13 protein-coding genes are annotated in these 16,713 nt (G+C 49.5%); 8 read left to right on the top strand and 5 right to left on the bottom strand.

Features of this window, described 5'->3' with window-relative positions:
• Positions 1–220 precede the first annotated feature (220 nt).
• The 6 genes from NDI45_RS07325 (at position 221) to NDI45_RS07300 (ending at position 9,803) form a co-directional block, all read left to right on the top strand.
• Complete coding sequence (locus NDI45_RS07325) at positions 221–1,513, top strand: hypothetical protein (protein ID WP_190794262.1); 1,293 nt, start codon at positions 221–223, stop codon at positions 1,511–1,513.
• A gap of 1,076 nt (positions 1,514–2,589) precedes the next feature.
• The gene (gene psaB / locus NDI45_RS07320) at positions 2,590–4,827 is read left to right on the top strand and encodes a photosystem I core protein PsaB (protein ID WP_348246900.1); all 2,238 of its coding nucleotides are present in this window, start codon (positions 2,590–2,592) and stop codon (positions 4,825–4,827) included.
• A gap of 336 nt (positions 4,828–5,163) precedes the next feature.
• Positions 5,164–6,213 (top strand): tetraprenyl-beta-curcumene synthase family protein, encoded by a 1,050-nt coding sequence (locus tag NDI45_RS07315; RefSeq protein WP_348246899.1) that lies wholly within the window; start codon positions 5,164–5,166, stop codon positions 6,211–6,213.
• A 25-nt stretch (positions 6,214–6,238) separates the two neighbouring features.
• Positions 6,239–7,366 (top strand): NAD(P)/FAD-dependent oxidoreductase, encoded by a 1,128-nt coding sequence (locus NDI45_RS07310; protein WP_348246898.1) that lies wholly within the window; start codon positions 6,239–6,241, stop codon positions 7,364–7,366.
• A gap of 77 nt (positions 7,367–7,443) precedes the next feature.
• Entirely contained in the window at positions 7,444–8,736 is a 1,293-nt protein-coding gene (locus NDI45_RS07305) for a sugar ABC transporter substrate-binding protein (RefSeq protein ID WP_190793445.1), read from the top strand.
• 857 nt (positions 8,737–9,593) lie between these two features.
• The gene (locus tag NDI45_RS07300) at positions 9,594–9,803 is read left to right on the top strand and encodes a hypothetical protein (RefSeq protein WP_348246897.1); all 210 of its coding nucleotides are present in this window, start codon (positions 9,594–9,596) and stop codon (positions 9,801–9,803) included.
• Positions 9,804–10,074: 271 nt separating this feature from the next.
• Here the strand turns inward: NDI45_RS07300 and NDI45_RS07295 are convergent, their stop codons facing one another.
• Both NDI45_RS07295 and NDI45_RS07290 read right to left on the bottom strand, forming a co-directional pair.
• Positions 10,075–11,997: an ABC transporter ATP-binding protein gene (locus NDI45_RS07295; RefSeq protein ID WP_348246896.1), complete on the bottom strand. Its 1,923-nt coding sequence runs from the start codon at positions 11,995–11,997 to the stop codon at positions 10,075–10,077.
• A gap of 213 nt (positions 11,998–12,210) precedes the next feature.
• Positions 12,211–12,459, bottom strand: a complete 249-nt coding sequence (locus NDI45_RS07290; protein WP_190793447.1) for a hypothetical protein — start codon at positions 12,457–12,459, stop codon at positions 12,211–12,213.
• Between the two features lie 193 nt (positions 12,460–12,652).
• Between NDI45_RS07290 and NDI45_RS07285 the strand changes: the two genes are divergently transcribed.
• Together NDI45_RS07285 and NDI45_RS07280 are read left to right on the top strand one after the other, a co-directional pair.
• Positions 12,653–13,588: an NAD(P)-dependent oxidoreductase gene (locus NDI45_RS07285; RefSeq protein WP_348247019.1), complete on the top strand. Its 936-nt coding sequence runs from the start codon at positions 12,653–12,655 to the stop codon at positions 13,586–13,588.
• 13 nt (positions 13,589–13,601) lie between these two features.
• The gene (locus NDI45_RS07280; protein ID WP_190793449.1) at positions 13,602–14,267 is read left to right on the top strand and encodes a hypothetical protein; all 666 of its coding nucleotides are present in this window, start codon (positions 13,602–13,604) and stop codon (positions 14,265–14,267) included.
• A gap of 30 nt (positions 14,268–14,297) precedes the next feature.
• Here the strand turns inward: NDI45_RS07280 and NDI45_RS07275 are convergent, their stop codons facing one another.
• The 3 genes from NDI45_RS07275 to NDI45_RS07265 all read right to left on the bottom strand — a co-directional run bounded on the left by NDI45_RS07275 (position 14,298) and on the right by NDI45_RS07265 (position 16,659).
• Complete coding sequence (locus NDI45_RS07275; RefSeq protein WP_348246895.1) at positions 14,298–14,726, bottom strand: hypothetical protein; 429 nt, start codon at positions 14,724–14,726, stop codon at positions 14,298–14,300.
• A 113-nt stretch (positions 14,727–14,839) separates the two neighbouring features.
• A complete protein-coding gene (locus NDI45_RS07270) occupies positions 14,840–15,937 on the bottom strand; it encodes a hypothetical protein (protein ID WP_348246894.1) in 1,098 nt (365 codons plus the stop codon).
• Between the two features lie 95 nt (positions 15,938–16,032).
• Positions 16,033–16,659, bottom strand: coding sequence for a hypothetical protein (locus NDI45_RS07265; protein WP_348246893.1), 627 nt, complete (start codon positions 16,657–16,659; stop codon positions 16,033–16,035).
• Positions 16,660–16,713: the final 54 nt, after the last annotated feature.

The raw sequence follows: 16,713 nt of genomic DNA, 5'->3' as shown, positions 1-16,713 counted from the left end.
GCAGGCTATTTGAAGAGTCACAAAGTTTCTACATTGCCCCTCAAATCCCGAGTTTTTTAGAGGGAGCGGGTGAGCAATTAGGTAACATCATTGCACGGTCATCCGCCTAAAACTTCTAAAAGATAAAAACTACCCTTTCGATCGGGAAACTCCCCTGTCTGACCCTCGATCACCTTCCTATACTGAAAGAAGAGTGTCTTTCTACGTCTCAGGAGGGAGTATGGCTCCAAATCCCAACATCATGCGGGCGGTTGAGCAACTGGGCTATCGTGTGACCGTGGGCGATGTTGCCTCTCAGGCAGGCTTAGAAGTGCGAGTCGCTGAAAAAGAGCTTTTAGCGTTGGCATCGGAAGCAGGCGGGCATCTTCAGGTCGCGGAGTCGGGCGAGATTGCCTATCAGTTTCAGCGCAACTTTCGGGATGTGCTGCGAAACAAGTATTTTCGGCTGCGGGTGCAGGAATGGTGGAATCGAGTCTGGAAGATTTTGTTTTACCTGATTCGGATTTCCTTTGGCATTGTCCTGATCGCGTCGATCGTCCTGTTGTCAATTGCAATTTTGGCGATCGTGATTGCCGCGAATAGCCGCAGCGATGGTGACTCTAATGGGGGCAGTGAAATTCGGATGCCCACGGTTTGGTTTGGCGATGTGTTCTGGATCTTTACGCCCAACTATGGAGACGATCGCGCCTATCACCGCAGGCAACGCAGAGACGATCGGGAAATAAACTTCCTGGAAGCAATATTTTCCTTCCTGTTTGGGGATGGTAACCCAAATGCAGATCTGAATGAACGACGCTGGAAAACGATCGGCACAGTGATTCGCAGCAATGGGGGAGCCGTGATTGCAGAGCAGGTCGCGCCCTATTTAGATGAGCTTGGAAGCCAATCGCAGCAGGAATATGAAGACTATATGCTGCCTGTGTTGAGCCGCTTTAATGGACGACCGGAAGTGAGTCCCGAAGGGCAGTTGGTTTATCACTTTCCCGAATTGCAGGTGACGGCAGACCAGAAGCGATCCAATCCGGTTGCGGCGTATCTGAAAGAACTGCCCTATCGCTTTAGTCGGGCAACGAGTGGACAAATTATCCTGGCGGCAGGTTTGGGCGGCGTGAATATTGTGCTGGCTCTGGTGCTGGGATCACTCCTGGCAGATGGAACGATCGCCGCTCAGCTCGGCGGGCTAGTTGCCTTTGTGGGTAGTATTTACTGGGGGCTGCTAGCCTATGGCGTTGGATTCCTAGCCATTCCGCTGATCCGCTATTTCTGGATTCAGTCACGCAATCGCCACATTGAGTCGCGTAACGACCAGAGGCAGCAGTGGGCTATGCTTCTCAACCAGAAAAACCCAGAAGTGAAGCAAAAGCTACTTTATGCCCGTCAGTTTGCTGCAACAACCGTGGTAGACGAAAAAGACCTGGCATATACCACCGAAACCGACCTAACCGAACAGGAACTCCTACGATCGGACAAGATCGATGAAGAGTGGCAGCGCAGGCTAGAGGCAGGCTCATAGACTGGATTGGACTATATTACGATTGAACTGTATTACGATCGAAGCCCGGCGATAACCAGTGTTTAGATAAACGGTTAGATAGAGGATGCGTTAGTGCAAACACGACGCATCTTTTTTTGCACCCTGCGGAAATCAGTTTCAATCAGTGGCAATCAGGCAATTAATAGCCATTAGCAATTAATTTCAGTGGTGATCAGTTACTGGCGATCGTCACCCAGCGGCGATTACTCACTGAGTGAGTCTACTTAGAACGACAATCAAACCCAAACCTAAACTTATTTTTAAGTACTACATTACCAGTACATTGACTATCACAAAATATTGCAACTGAAACGCTAATGATACAAAACTTTTAGACTAGTTTTTTGGACTGACTTTACCAGAAAAAATATAGAGAAGAACATGGTGGAGTGAATAGAGCAATGCACGAGCGCTAATACATAAGCGATACATAAGTGATTCAGTAAAAGCATTCCTGTATTTACTGCAAAATCTACTGGGAAAAAATCTACTGCAAAAGAAGAATGTAGATATTTTTGGGTTAGCGATCGAAGCGACTATTAAACAAATCAAGGAACGCAATAGCACAACGCATCAAGCACTCACCTAAAAGAAATAAATCTTCTTAGAATAAATCATTTGCTCGAATAAAATTAAGATAAGTTAACAATTTCAAGCCGATAACTTCTCTTCCTTTAGGTAGAGATGGCTGTCCTCCGAAACGGGTAGAGTATTTTCCTAATTACAGTGATTTACAGCACAACAAATCCTGGATTGCTTCTCGTTCCCCTTCATCAATGGTTGAATGCAATAAGGAGGTTTTAGTGATTTCATCTGTCTAAATTATGTGAAGTTTATGTGACAGGAAAGTCGCTTCTGGCTACGAGAAAGAGTAGAATTCTTGAAGTGGTTGAAAGCGGTTCCTGAACCAGTCGATCGTCTCCTACGGGAAGCAGTTTCGCATTGGGTTAAATTATTTTCTCAGGGTTTTTCAACCTTTTATTTTTGCCACTAAAAGTGGTGTTTAACTGCAAATCTTTCCTTCGCTTACTAAATTACGAGGTAGGCAAACGTCTATGGCAACGAAATTCCCAAAATTTAGCCAGGGGCTTGCTCAAGAAGTCACCACACGGCGAATTTGGTACGGGATTGCGACTGCCCATGATTTTGAAAGTCATGATGGAATGACGGAAGAGAATCTTTATCAAAAGATTTTTGCTTCCCACTTTGGTCATCTGGCAATCATTTTCCTCTGGACATCCAGTCTTCTCTTCCACGTCGCTTGGCAAGGCAACTTTGAACGGTGGATTAAAGATCCGCTCCACATCCGCCCGATCGCCCATGCGATTTGGGATCCGCACTTTGGTAAACCCGCAGTTGATGCGTTTACTCAGGGTGGCGTGGGTTACCCGGTCAACATTGCTTACTCTGGTGTTTATCACTGGTGGTACACGATCGGGATGCGAACCAACGGTGAACTCTACATGGGTTCCCTCTTCCTCATCCTGCTGTCAGCGGTCTTTTTGTTTGCGGGCTGGCTGCATCTTCAGCCGAAGTTCCGTCCGTCGCTGTCCTGGTTTAAAAATGCTGAATCTCGCCTGAACCACCACTTAGCAGGTTTGTTTGGAGTGAGTTCGCTGGCTTGGGCAGGTCACATGGTTCACGTTGCGATTCCTGAGTCACGCGGCATCCATGTTGGCTGGGATAACTTCTTAACCGTGAAGCCACACCCAGCTGGACTTGCACCCTTCTTCACAGGTAACTGGGGTGCGTATGCTCAAAACCCGGACGCTGCTGAGCACGTCTTCACCACGTCTCAGGGAGCCGGAACCGCAATTCTCACCTTCCTAGGTGGTTTTCATCCGCAAACTGAATCGCTGTGGCTGACGGACATTGCCCATCACCATCTAGCGATCGCCGTGATTTTCATCATTGCGGGTCACATGTACCGCACCAACTTTGGGATTGGGCACAGCATTAAAGAAATGCTCAACTCCAAGGCGGGTCTGCTCACTCCTCGAAGTGAAGGTCAGTTCAACCTGCCTCACCACGGGCTGTACGACACTTACAACAACTCACTGCACTTCCAGCTTGGAATTCACCTGGCTGCTCTGGGTGTGGTAACGTCGCTGGTGGCGCAGCACATGTACGCGATGCCGCCTTATGCGTTCATGGCAAGGGATTTCACGACCCAGGCTGCGCTTTACACCCATCACCAGTACATTGCTGGATTCCTGATGGTTGGGGCATTTGCTCACGGCGCAATCTTCTGGGTAAGGGATTACGATCCGGTGCAGAACAAGGGCAACGTGCTCGATCGCGTTCTCAACCATAAAGAAGCGATTATTTCTCACTTGAGCTGGGTATCGCTGTTCCTGGGCTTCCATACCCTGGGTCTGTACGTCCACAACGACGTGATGCAGGCTTTCGGTACACCGGAAAAGCAAATCTTGATTGAGCCTGTGTTCGCGCAGTTCATTCAGGCTTCCCACGGCAAACTGCTTTACAGCATGGATACGCTGCTGTCGAATCCAGGTAGCTTGGCTTCGACCGCATGGCCCAACCACGCCAACGTCTGGCTTCCGGGCTGGCTCGGCGCGATTAACTCCGGCAATAACTCGCTGTTCCTCACGATCGGTCCTGGTGACTTCCTGGTTCACCACGCGATCGCGCTGGGACTTCATGTGACCACGCTGATCGGCGTCAAAGGTGCGCTCGATGCACGCGGTACAAAACTGATGCCCGACAAGAAAGACTTTGGCTTTACCTTCCCCTGCGACGGTCCGGGTCGTGGCGGTACGTGCCAAACCTCTGGATGGGAACAGTCTTTCTATCTGGCAATCTTCTGGATGCTGAATACGATCGCTTGGGCAACCTTCTACTTCCACTGGAAGCACCTGGGCATCTGGTCAGGCAACGTCGCACAGTTCAACGAAAGCTCAACCTACATCATGGGCTGGCTGCGTGACTACCTCTGGCTGTATTCAGGTCCGATCATCAACGGCTATAACCCCTACGGCATGAACAGCATCGCCGTTTGGGACTGGATGTTCCTCTTCGGGCATCTAGTATGGGCAACTGGTTTCATGTTCCTGATTAGCTGGAGAGGCTACTGGCAAGAGCTGATCGAAACGCTGGTCTGGGCGCATGAGCGCACTCCGCTCGCGAACTTGATTCGCTGGAAGGACAAGCCCGTTGCTCTCTCGATCGTTCAGGGTTGGTTAACAGGTCTAGTTCACTTCACAGTGGGTTACATCTTGACCTATGCCGCCTTCCTTATTGGCGCAACCGCAGGTCGATTCCCAGTGAACTAGGAATTGTGGATTGAATTGCTGGTGTAGTGGGCATCCTCCCTTCAATCAAACAGGAGAGATGCCCTCCTACAGGAGAAACAGTGGATTCAATTCCCCTTCCTGAGTGCCATTAACGCTAGTTCCTAGCAATTTTAACAATCAACCCTTTTAAGGTGTTGCCATAAGTCCGGGGCGGGGAGCAGGTCTTCGCCCCCTTTATTATGGGAGCCAGTATTATAGAGGCCAGTAACTCGTCGATCGCCTCACCAACTCTTCCTCTAAGCAGAGGATTGAACTGTATCAGCCTTTCTAGATTGATAGCAATCATCGTAGGCAGCTGCAGCAGTCCAATTTGCTATGAATATTCCGGTATCTCCCTGGACGCTCATACTAGAAACTCGCTTTAAAGTGATTCCAACTGTCCGGAGTGAGTTGAAAGGCTGGAGGCGACGGGCAGAAGAAATTCCTAATCCGGAGCTGCGTTGGCAAGCATTGGCGAGTCTTGCAGCGAAACAATTTCATTGTGAAGGTGGCTCGATTTACGGGTTGCTGGCGAAGCGCCACTGGCAGGAAGCGATCCGGTTTATTGTGGCGTATCAAACGATTAGCGATTATCTGGATAATTTGTGCGATCGCAGCACTTCGCTTGATCCCGCCGATTTTTCTGCCCTGCATGAGTCCATAGCCAATGCACTGACTCCGGGCGCAAAGGGTAAAAACTATTACCGCTTTCGAGACGAGCAGAACGATGGCGGCTATTTGCAGGCGTTGGTGAAAACCTGTCAGGATGTGCTATGCCAAATTCCGAATTATGGAACGATCGCCCCCGCCGTGCATGAGCTAGCCAGCTATTACTGTAATCTCCAGGTACATAAGCATGTGCGAATCGAGGAGCGAGTGCCCCGCTTGCAGATGTGGTTTTCTGCCTATCAAAAGCAGCTTCCTGAACTGCGCTGGTATGAGTTTTCTGCCTGTGCAGGTTCCACGCTGGGAATTTTCTGTTTAGTCGCGTATGGGCTGGATCAGGAGCTGTCAAATGAGTTGACCAATCGCGTCAAGAATAGTTATTTTCCCTGGGTGCAGGGATTCCATATTTTATTGGACTATTTGATTGACCAGGAAGAAGACCGCGTCAACGGAGACTTAAACTTCTGTTTCTACTACAGAAATCATGAGGATATGCTGGAGCGATTCAAGCACTTTATGCAAAACGCGGCTGAAAGTGTTTCCCAGCTTCCCCATACTGGGTTTCATCAGTTAATTAATCAGGCTTTGCTGGGTGTGTATCTTTCAGACAAAAAAGTTAGGCGACAGCAGGAAGTTCAAAATATCGCAAAGCAGCTAATTCACTGCTCAGGCAGTACGGCATCCCTGTTTTTTCGGAGTCGATTATTAATCTCTCACTGATCCCGATTTCGCAGGAGGTTGAAGGATGGCTAAAGTGGCGATCGTTGGTGCAGGACCCGCCGGATGTTCTGCCGGATATCACCTGGCAAAAAGTGGGCATGATGTCACCTTAATGGACAAGCAGGGTTTTCCCAGAGATAAAGTCTGCGGCGATGGCATTAGCATCGAATCGATTCAGGCGATCTCCACGATGGGAATTTATCCGCACGATATTCAGAAACTCGCTTCAGAGTATGCCCCAATTCATCATTTCTTTCTGGGGGTTTCCAATCAAATTAGCCACAGCGAACAAACCAATCTGGAGGCTTACTGCATTCCAAGAGCTGTGTTTGATCAACTTTTGTATGAAAAAGCGATCGATGCAGGATGCCGTTTTCTGGTTCAAACGGTTCACAAAAACAATTGGCATCATCACGGATTGACGGATGCGTTTGACACCATTATTGATGCTCGCGGAGTTTCTGCCGGAGAGGTGAATGCGATCGCGATTCGAGCCTACTGGACGGTGCAGCGGCAAGATTTACCTGAAACTGCGCTGATGGAAGCTCAAATTCATTTCGATCGAAGCCTGGGAGTAAATGGCTATGGCTGGATCTTTCCCGTTTCGACACAGCATGACTTGATTAAATTAAATGTGGGCGTGGGCGTTTGGCTAGACGAATACCAGGAGCTAAAAATCAATGTGATTCAACTTTTTAAGCAATTCGTTGGAAGCAATAAGATTGCACAGCAAATCCTCAGCAAAGTGGTGGAACAGCAATCCCCCAAGGTATTTCCTCTAGCAACTGCTAAAAAAGGAAATAGAGTGACTGACGGGAAAATTCTGAAGATTGGCGATGCGGCAAATTTGACGGATCCGTTGACGGGAGAAGGCATTGCTAATGCAATCCTAAGCGGTTTCCACGTTGCCCAAGCCGTTAATATGAGTCGAACTCCCGAGGCGATCGCAGACAACTGGCAATACCTGTATGAATCTCACTTTGAAGCGGATTTGCGGGCAGGGTTACGCATTAAAGCATTTAGAAAATTCTCCTTTATGAATTATCTGTTGATCTGGTTAATGAAACAGAATCCTCGGATTGCGCGTCAGGTGAGTCATGCGGTAGCTGGAGTGGTTCCCTACAACGAAGTTCTGGCTTCCCTCAAGTACTGAGATCCCATCCACGCTCCACCGTCCGCTAAAGTAGTCTGAGGAAAACGCAGAGGAAACTGCGGCTGGAGGCAGGAAGTATGAATAGAAAAACCTGGAAAACCGTCGGAATTTTCGCGCTGCTGGGATTGGCACTGAGCTGGGTGGTGAGTAGCTGTAGCCCCAGTCCTTCTCGATCGCCCCAAGCAGGTTCAGGGACGGCAGAAGTTGAGTTTTGGACGATGCAGCTTCAACCGCAGTTTACCGACTATTTCAATCAGCTCATTGCCCAGTTTGAGCAGAGCAATCCGGGCACGAAGGTGCGCTGGGTGGATGTGCCGTGGGCGGATATGCAGAGCAAGATTTTGACGGCGGTTTCGGCGAATACGGCTCCCGATGTGGTGAATCTGAACCCAGATTTTGCAGCGCAGCTTGCTGGACGCAATGCCTGGTTAGAGCTGGACGATCGCCTGACCGACACTGATAAACAGCAGTATTTGCCCAAGATCTGGCAGGCGAACACCCTAAACGGCAAGAGCTTTGGTATTCCCTGGTATTTGTCTACCAGCATCGCAATTTATAACCAGCAGATCATGAAGCAAGCGGGGATCAACAAGCCACCTGCAACTTATGTAGAACTGGCTGAAGCCGCGAAGCAGATTAAGGAGAAAACCGGGAAGTACGCTTTCTTTGCCACCTTTGTGCCTGAGGATTCGGGAGAGGTGTTGCAGTCGTTTGTGCAGATGGGGGCACAACTCGTAGACGATCAGGGGAAAGCGGCGTTTAATACGCCTGAAGGCAAGGCAGTGTTTCAATATTGGACGGATTTGTACAAGCAAGATTTGCTGCCCAAAGAGGCACTAACGCAGGGACACCGACGCGGGATTGAGCTATATCAGTCTGGGCAAACGGCTCTTTTGTCAACAGGCCCGCAGTTTTTGAAGACGATCGCTACCAATGCGCCTGCTGTGGCTGAAGTGTCTGCAGCTGCGCCGCAAATTACTGGAGCTACAGGCAAAAAAAGCGTTGCGGTCATGAATCTGGTAATTCCGCGCAAAACGGATCAGCCGGATGCTGCGCTCAAGTTTGCCCTGTTTGTAGCGAACGACCAGAATCAGCTTGCGTTTGCCAAAGCCGCGAACGTGTTGCCCTCGACGGTGGCAGCTCTGAAAGATAGCTATTTCACGCAGGTTCCTAGCTCTGCTCCGGCGATCGATCAGGCGCGAGCCATCAGCGCGAAACAGATGCAGGATGCAGAAGTGCTGCTTCCAAATCAAAAAGAGATTAAGGTTTTGCAAAAGATTATTTACGACAATTTGCAGGCAGCGATGCTGGGCGAAAAGTCGATCGATCAGGCAGTATCAGACGCAGCCGGAGAATGGGATCAGCGATAGGTTGCTAACCTAAGTTGAAATATCTTGATGAAGGGGGGAGGTATCATGAGATGCTTCCCTTCTCTGCTAAAGATTGCTGTACTTTCTGTACAAATTGAGCTTTACAACTGCAAAGCCGAAACTGAGTCGCTACAGTAGAGAAAGGAACCGAAAAACTGAATCTGAAGCAAACTGCTTTTACCGACAGTATTTTTATCACTATTGCGACAGAATTGAAAAGATCTGTAAAGGAATATTAATTCGAATTAATCATCTCCAAGATCTACCATTTCTAAAAAAGACGTGCTATAAGAAGGGGAAGTTGAGCAACACACTCAAACGCTTGAAGTTTCTATCAGAAATACGTTAGTTCTAATGCCATTTTCCTCATTAGTTAATACTGCCGTTTGTTCGCTAATTGATCGATAAACTTTTAGCGCAAATGACAGAGCGATCGAGATTTTGCGATAGCACTAATTCAGCTAAATCTTTGGTAATTGGGAGACGTAGAAAAGACTGATTGAGCTTTGATTGCATTGTGCTGTTAATTGAAGAAAAGTCTGAATTGGGTTAAAAATTAACTCTAATCATGCTGTTTTTTCTAGTTCTAAGTCCTGGTAGCATCTCGGTGAAAGTGCTTTAGTTTCTTTCTAGTTTTTCGATTTATTCATTGATTAAAGTGCTGATAATAGGCGATCGCTTGAGGGTTTTCTCAGGTTAGATCCTTAAGGCAGCTTAATTTCGATTGCTTATAAAAGCGATCGGACTAAACTTTGGTCTTGTGCGAGTTCTGGTTTTTGCTTGAAGTTTGATTCGTTTCTGTTTGGCTTCGTTTTGACTTCATTAATTTGCGTTATTTCTGACTCAAGAGGTGGATTATGCAGTATTTGTTAGTTGACCTTCATCAGCGGATTGTGGGCACACTGAGCAGCGATCGTTCTTTTTCCGTGGGTGATACTTTTGAAAATCACAATGCTCAAACCTACACGATAATCGGTTTAAATTGGTTTAAGCAGCGTCCACAAACGCCTTCTTTAACCGTAATTCCGGGTTTGCTCAACCGAAAGCTGGCAAACGTTGAGAAGTAATTCGGTTTACACAGGGCACCTTTAAACGTGACTGTTTCTATATCTTTTACAATCCTTGAGGGCGGACAATTGTTCGCTCTTTTTTTTGTTCTTTATTAAATTGCTTCATAGAAAATGGGGATGAGACCGTTAGCTAATCGCCGCTGATGCCATCTGCTGACTCGTCTAAATTGCTGGAGGTTGGGGCTGAAGCGATTCGGTAGCAGCAGGGATCGTCTTTTCGAATCGCTTCAGCAGGAGATTATGAGGGTTCAGCGATTTCGACTTGCCTTTAAGTTTCGAGATAGCTACTTGCCTGCCGCGTAAACATCTCGTAGTATCGATCGCCGTTTGCCATCAGTTCGGCGTGAGTTCCGGTTTCAAGAATTTTGCCATGCTCCAGCACGATAATCCGATCGGCAAGTTTGGCAAGGGCAAGGCGATGGCTAACGACAATGCTCATTCTGCCCTGGGCGATCGTGCGAAAGATTTGATAAATTTCATGCTCGTTTTTGGGATCGAGGGCAGCCGTGGGTTCATCAAACACCAGCAGTTCCGCCTGGGATCGCAGCAGGGAGCGGGCGATCGAAACGCGCTGCCACTGTCCGCCGGAGAGATCCACACCCTTTTCAAGCTGTTTGCCCAGGGGCGTGTCGAGTCCGTGAGCCAGTTTGTGGGTGAGCTGGGCGACTCCGGCTTCCTCCAGCACAGTTTGAATGGCGCGATCGGACTCCAGTCTGGACAAATTGCCCCAGCCGACATTTTCCCGCAGCGTTGCCGGAAAGCGAGCGTAGTCCTGCATTACCACGGCAATTTTCGATCGCAGCTCGTTCAGATCCAGGTCACGATAATCGCGATCGTTCCAGAGAATTGCGCCTGCGGTAGGGTCATAAAGGCGACAGAGCAGCTTTGCCAGGGTGGTTTTTCCGGCTCCATTTTCGCCCACCAGCGCGATCATTTCTCCACGGCCGATCGTCAGGTTGATGTCCTGTAGCGTCGGTTTTTCGCTGCCAGGATAAGCAAAACTGAGATTTTTGACCTGAATTCCGCTACCCTTGATTTCACCCGAAGAGAAGCGCGGCGATGGGGAGCTGGTCTCTTGGCAAAGCAGTCGATCGCATGACGGGACGGGTGCAGTACCGCTAATGGTTTCAGGCTGTAAATCAAGCAGTGCAAAAAAGGGACGAGTGCCCAGAGATGCATCGTACAGTCCTATGAACGCAAAGACAATAAAAGACACGCTCCTCCGCAGTTCGAGAATCAGTCCGGTAAACAGTGCCAAATCCCCAAAGGTATAGCGACGCTCCAGCACGCCGAGGATGATAAACACGTAGGGAACCGCTGCGCCAATGCCGCTGACTAATGACCAAATGAGGGTCTGGGTTGCGCCAGCCCGTCGCACTCGCTGCATTGCCCCAAAAATTTGTTCAAACAAATCGCGCCATCGCTGAAGCAAAATGGACTGTAAGGAAAATAGCCGCAGTTCTTTGGCATAGGTGTCTTCAGTTAAAACTTTGGCGTAAATTTCCATCTGGCGAGACAGAGCTGCCTGAGTTTCCTCGACGCGCCAGCTTTTATTGTGATGCTTCATATCCACGTAAAACGAGGGCGCGAACCCAATGACCAGCACGATCGGAACCCACCAAGCGATCGACGCAGACAGCAGCACTGAAGGTAAAAAGCGCAGCATCCCAATCAGCAGTTCGAGCAGCTTAAATGTAATTTCCTGAAGCTTAGACAGGCTCTTTTCCTTGGTCAGCGTGATCAGATTTAGCCGCTCTGGATTCTCAAACAGCGCAATGTCATTGAAGTTGGCCACCTTCTCGATCATCTGACCCTGAGCATAACCCTTTACCCGATCGCGCAATGCCGTAATGATATTGGTCTGAATGGGCTGAAGCGAATCAACAGCAATGTTAAACACAATCGTAACCACGATCGCCGTCAGTAAAAGCTGATTGTTCAGCAGAATTGGGAGCGAATTTCCGGTCACATTTGCGGCTAGCAAACGGGTGACTTCATCGATTACGACCTTGCCAAAATAAAGGGCGATCGATGGACCTGCCCCCAACACCAAATTCAGTAGCAATAAGTTGATAATTTCTCGCGGAGCCGATCGCAGTACAAGAGCTACACTGCGGCGCAGAACTTGTCCCACAGGCATTTCAGCAGATTGTTCTTGGGGCATTGCTTTCGTAAATTGAGCAAATCGCATCGGTAAACAGAGTTCTTTTACAAAAGGGTGAAATGAAGCTCATTTCGACCGATCAATACACCCGACCAGAATGGGCGAAGCGAGCAATTTGAGTCAAAGACAAGACTTTTGAAACATCCTTCAGAGACGATCGCGTAGACGCAGCGGAAAGGGCGATCGGTGAACCGCCCCTAGCAAATCGATTAACTTTTGAACCCTTTTGAACCAATCACACTAAGCGGCAAGAATAAACAGCACCAGCACGATCAGCGTTAACAGCATCAGCAGAGTCGGCAGGAAGCTTTTTTCTTTCGGCTTAGACAGGTCGCGCTGAAAGCTGCATGAAAGGCAAACAAACTTGTCGGCGTTGCGCTGATAAAGCGTTTGTTTTGAGCATTGCGGACATTCAGAGAAGCGTGTGGGTTCGTCGGGGTAGGAGTAAATATATTCTCGACGAGCGGGAGGCAAGCGACGATCGTTCATAGGAACCTCCGGGGATTGAAGGGGGCTGAAAAAATGAGTCGGTAAGGAAGCGAGGCGCGATCGATCTTGAAAACCAGCAGTAGAGACAACAAGCCAATGAGGATGAATTACGGAAGCTGTATTACACGAAACTACATGATAATACAGATCTTCTGAATTCCAGCTGAATCTCTTCTGGTCCGATCCAGTCATTCTGCTTCTAAAATCGACAAGGGAACGCAGGAGGGCACAACGCATGAAAATTGGCTTGGTGGGAACCGGACTGATGGGTTTGCCAATGGTGGAGCGACTGCGGACTGCCGGAGAATTTGTCACCGCATGGAACCGCACAGCCAGCAAATTGCAGCCGCTCAAAGATGCAGGAGCGGAACTTGCCTCCTCGGCAGCCGAACTGCTGCGATCGTCTGAATTAATCTTGCTGATGCTGACCGATGCCCCGGCAATTCACGAAGTTTTGCTGGTCGAAGAATGCCGCTCTTTGCTTGCCGATCGCACCGTGATCCAGATGGGAACGATTGCACCGCAGGAAAGCCGCGATTTGCACGATGAGATACGGCGATCGGGTGGATTTTATCTGGAGGCTCCGGTGCTGGGCAGTATTCCAGAAGCAAAAGCCGGGACGCTTCAGGTGATGGTCGGCAGTACGCCGGAACAGTTTGAGCAGTGGTCGCCGATTTTGCGTCAGTTGGGCATGCCGCGCTACGTCGGGGAAGTTGGCTCGGCGGCTGCGCTAAAGCTGGCACTGAATCAGCTTATTGCCGCGTTAACGACTGCTTTTTCGCTCAGTCTGGGTTTCGTGCAGCGGCAGAATGTACCGATCGACACCTTTATGCAGGTGTTACGCCAGAGCGCGCTATATGCGCCTACCTTTGACAAGAAACTTCAGCGCATGATCGATCGCGATTTTGCCAACCCCAACTTTCCCACCAGACATTTGCTCAAAGATGCCAATCTGTTTTTGCAGGAAGCCCGCAATCTCGGCTTGCAGGTGGATAGTTTAGCAGGCATTCAGCACATCATAGAGATTGCCTGCACCGAAGGGTTAGCCGACGCAGACTATTCCGCTTTGTTTGCCGCCGTGAATCCTGAAGCAGGGAATCCTGAAGCGGGGAATCCTGAATGTTCCTGACTCGTGAATGCCTATGACTTCTTCTCCCCAATCTCCTCAATATACAGTCAGCGTTTGGGAAGGCATCGCCATTACGGCGGGAGCTGTTCTTCTGGTTGCAGTCGGTTTAGCAGGGCTGGGCGTTAAAGCTCTGAACAATGCGTTTGATCCGCGTCGGGCACAGGCAACGGCTCAAAGCATTGCTGATTATCAAATTGCGGGCGGTTCGAGGGGCGTTTTCGGCACAAATCTGGGCGGCGGCAAACTGGCAGTGATGAATAGCTTATCTCCCGTTGCTCTGCCTGCCCTGCCCGCCGGAACTAATGCGCCACCCCAAACTGAACTCTTTCTGGCAAGAATTCCGATTACTGAAGGCGCAACTGATCCCAGTTCTGAAGAGGATATCACTGGGGATAGCAGCGTTTTTCTCTCAGGATTTTCTTTTTCCTATCAGGATGTGGACACGTTTCAAATTCACAGTGCCCGAACGGAAAATCGGCTTCTCTGCGGCACAAGTGTTCCCGTCACGATTCAGACTGGACATTTAACCGTAGCAGCAGGTGCACCCTCGATTCCGGCTGTGCGCTATCAGGGGGAAGCCAACTTCAAAGCGCATACCTATATTGCGATCGTCTCTGCTTTAGGCGAACGGGCAGAAGATCGGGCGATCGAGGTTTTTGATTCACTGCGTTGCCGATAGCATCATGTTCTCACTGGATGCCCTGAGCAATTATTTCTCGCTAGAAGGCAAGAAGAAAGAATCCGCTTCCTGCATGAGAAAATCTAGCTCCTCAGAATTGCTGGCTTGACTGCTGAAGTCTCTACCGTCTGAGGATTTCAGAGTGATTTCCAGCGTTCGATTTTCAAACAGTCGATCGCGCAAAAAATCGAGTACCTGCATAAGATAGGGCAATCGCACTTCGGCTTCCAGCACCGCCGGCAAAAAGCCACTAATATTGCGCGGCATCATTCCGATCGGCATTTCGGGGGCAACTTTCACCGCAACCAGGGTGACATCCTGCACCCCTTCCCGATTTCTAAGCTGGGGCAAAACCTGCTCGATCTCGGCATAGAGCTTTCGATCGCCCAACTCACGATCCCGAAGGGCGATGCGCATCCGAACTGCCACCTGCACTCGATTAAAGAGAGCGTTCGCCATGAATGCCACCTAAGACGAATAATCTCGATATTGTAGGAGGCTGTTGTCGAATTCGCGTCCCTCAAGAGGCGGTTTTAGTGAAGAACCCTGGTTTGATGATCAGCGTTTTTGGGCTATTCGACCCGGACTTTCAAATTGTTGTCCACGTTATCGTATCCAGTGATGAATCCATTTTTTAGCTCGATTTTGCTGTTGCCATAGCTCAGCGTTTCGGTACAGCTAGGGTCGTCTAACTCCACATGGGTGGGTGTGCCCTGAATGCGGAATAGGTCTTCCCGCATCGAGTTCATCGTCCAGTAGGGCTGGTTAGAAGTTTGTCCAACGGGAAGGGTCTGCACGTACAGGTTATTACTAAAGTTGCGATAGCCGGTAACGCGATTATCAGTTAGCTCGACGGTGCTATTGCTGTAGTAGAGCAGTTCTTTTTTGGAGTATTCGTATTGAGTCACACGCGAGGGAGTTCCCTGCACAGCAAAAACTTCTTCCTTGGTAGAACCCAATCCCCAGAAGGAAGCGGCTTTTTTGGATGAATGGTTGGGCTGCGCGGTTACTCTCAAGTTGCGATCGAAGTCTTCATAGCGGATGACTACCCCATTTCGCAGCTCAACCGCACTTTTGCCGTAGCGCAGCACTTCTTTGCACATCGAGTCATAGCGATCGGTCGAGGAAGGTTTACCCTGAATGCCAATCACTTCGGCTCGGCGCGATCCCGCTGACCACAGACCCTCCCCTGGAGCGGTTTGAGTTGATTCTTCGGCTTTGCGCTGAGCATACTGCAAATTGCGCTCGTACTGCGGAATCCGCGATTGAGCAACGTCATATCGAGCATAAGACATCGGAACCTGACGCATCAGGTCAATCGCTTCTTGCCACCACTTGGCAACTATCTTCCATTCTTCGACGGAATTTGCCTGCTGCGTGAGTTCAGATGCGCTCACTGCCCGATTGACTGCCCATCGAAACGGCTCTGCCTGGGCTGCGGCAAAACTGCGGCTACTGCCTAATCGAAGATCTTGCGTGGCAACGACGATCGCAAACCCAACGCTTGCTCCCATCAAAGCAATTCCTAATACAGGCGATAGCAGCCTTCTGCCCGGCAACCTGCGTCGTGGCGGGGGTGGAGGAGGGACCTGACCTAAAAATTCCATCTCATAGTAAAGATTCCGTTTGTCCCTGCTGTTTTTGCCGTGAGCGTCGCGTCGGTTTTTCATGCTGGTTTCCGGCGATACACGTGATGGTTGAAACACCAATAGTATAGGTGCGAATCTGCTAAAGTAAATATTTTTAAACCCGAATCCTTGAAAATTTACGTAATTTTGCCCTCGCCATACTGGTGCAGCCAGTGATTCAACAGTTCAGCAGCCGTAGTGCGCTGATAGCGATCGGGTAATTGGGGGGAACTCACGACAGTTCTGCACAAAGTTTTAACATGATATCCACAGATCTGCTGTGGTGCCCGCCACAAATCCAGGTGACGTACAGCCGGATCGGCATAAAAGCTATCGCCACCGCTGCCCAGTAATGCCGAACTCCAGTGAGTAAAGGCATCATGGCTCAGCCGATGAATCGGGAAATTGCCCCAGAGCGGCACCCCCCAGCCATCGATCGCAATCACAGCTTTGACCGTTCCCCCTGCTGCCTGCCACTGCTGCGCAGCCCCGATCGCCGCAACGACCCCCGCACTAAACCCGATAAACACCAGTGAATTGACATTTTGATGTATTTTTTCGGACTGTCGGATGCGAAGCTGCTGCTGCAAAAAAGCGAACACATGCAGACCGGAATAGGGCGGGTAGCGATCGGCAGGGTAAATCAGCTCTTGAGGAGAACACACTTCACCAGAACTGCGTCCGATGCTCGTTCGTCCTAACCCTTTCAGGAAGCCGATCGTCAGCTCAGGCGGATGATATCCCGGACAAATTACGATCGTCATGCTTGGTTTTTCTGATTGCCGGATTTTTGAAGCAGCACTGTTAGGGCAGCACTG

Origin of the sequence: Leptolyngbya sp. GB1-A1, from assembly GCF_039962475.1 — a bacterium.
Taxonomy (GTDB): Bacteria; Cyanobacteriota; Cyanobacteriia; order Elainellales; family Elainellaceae; genus Leptolyngbya_A.
The sequence above is the reverse complement of the archived record's forward strand: the minus strand, read 5'-3'. Positions and strand labels throughout refer to the sequence as shown.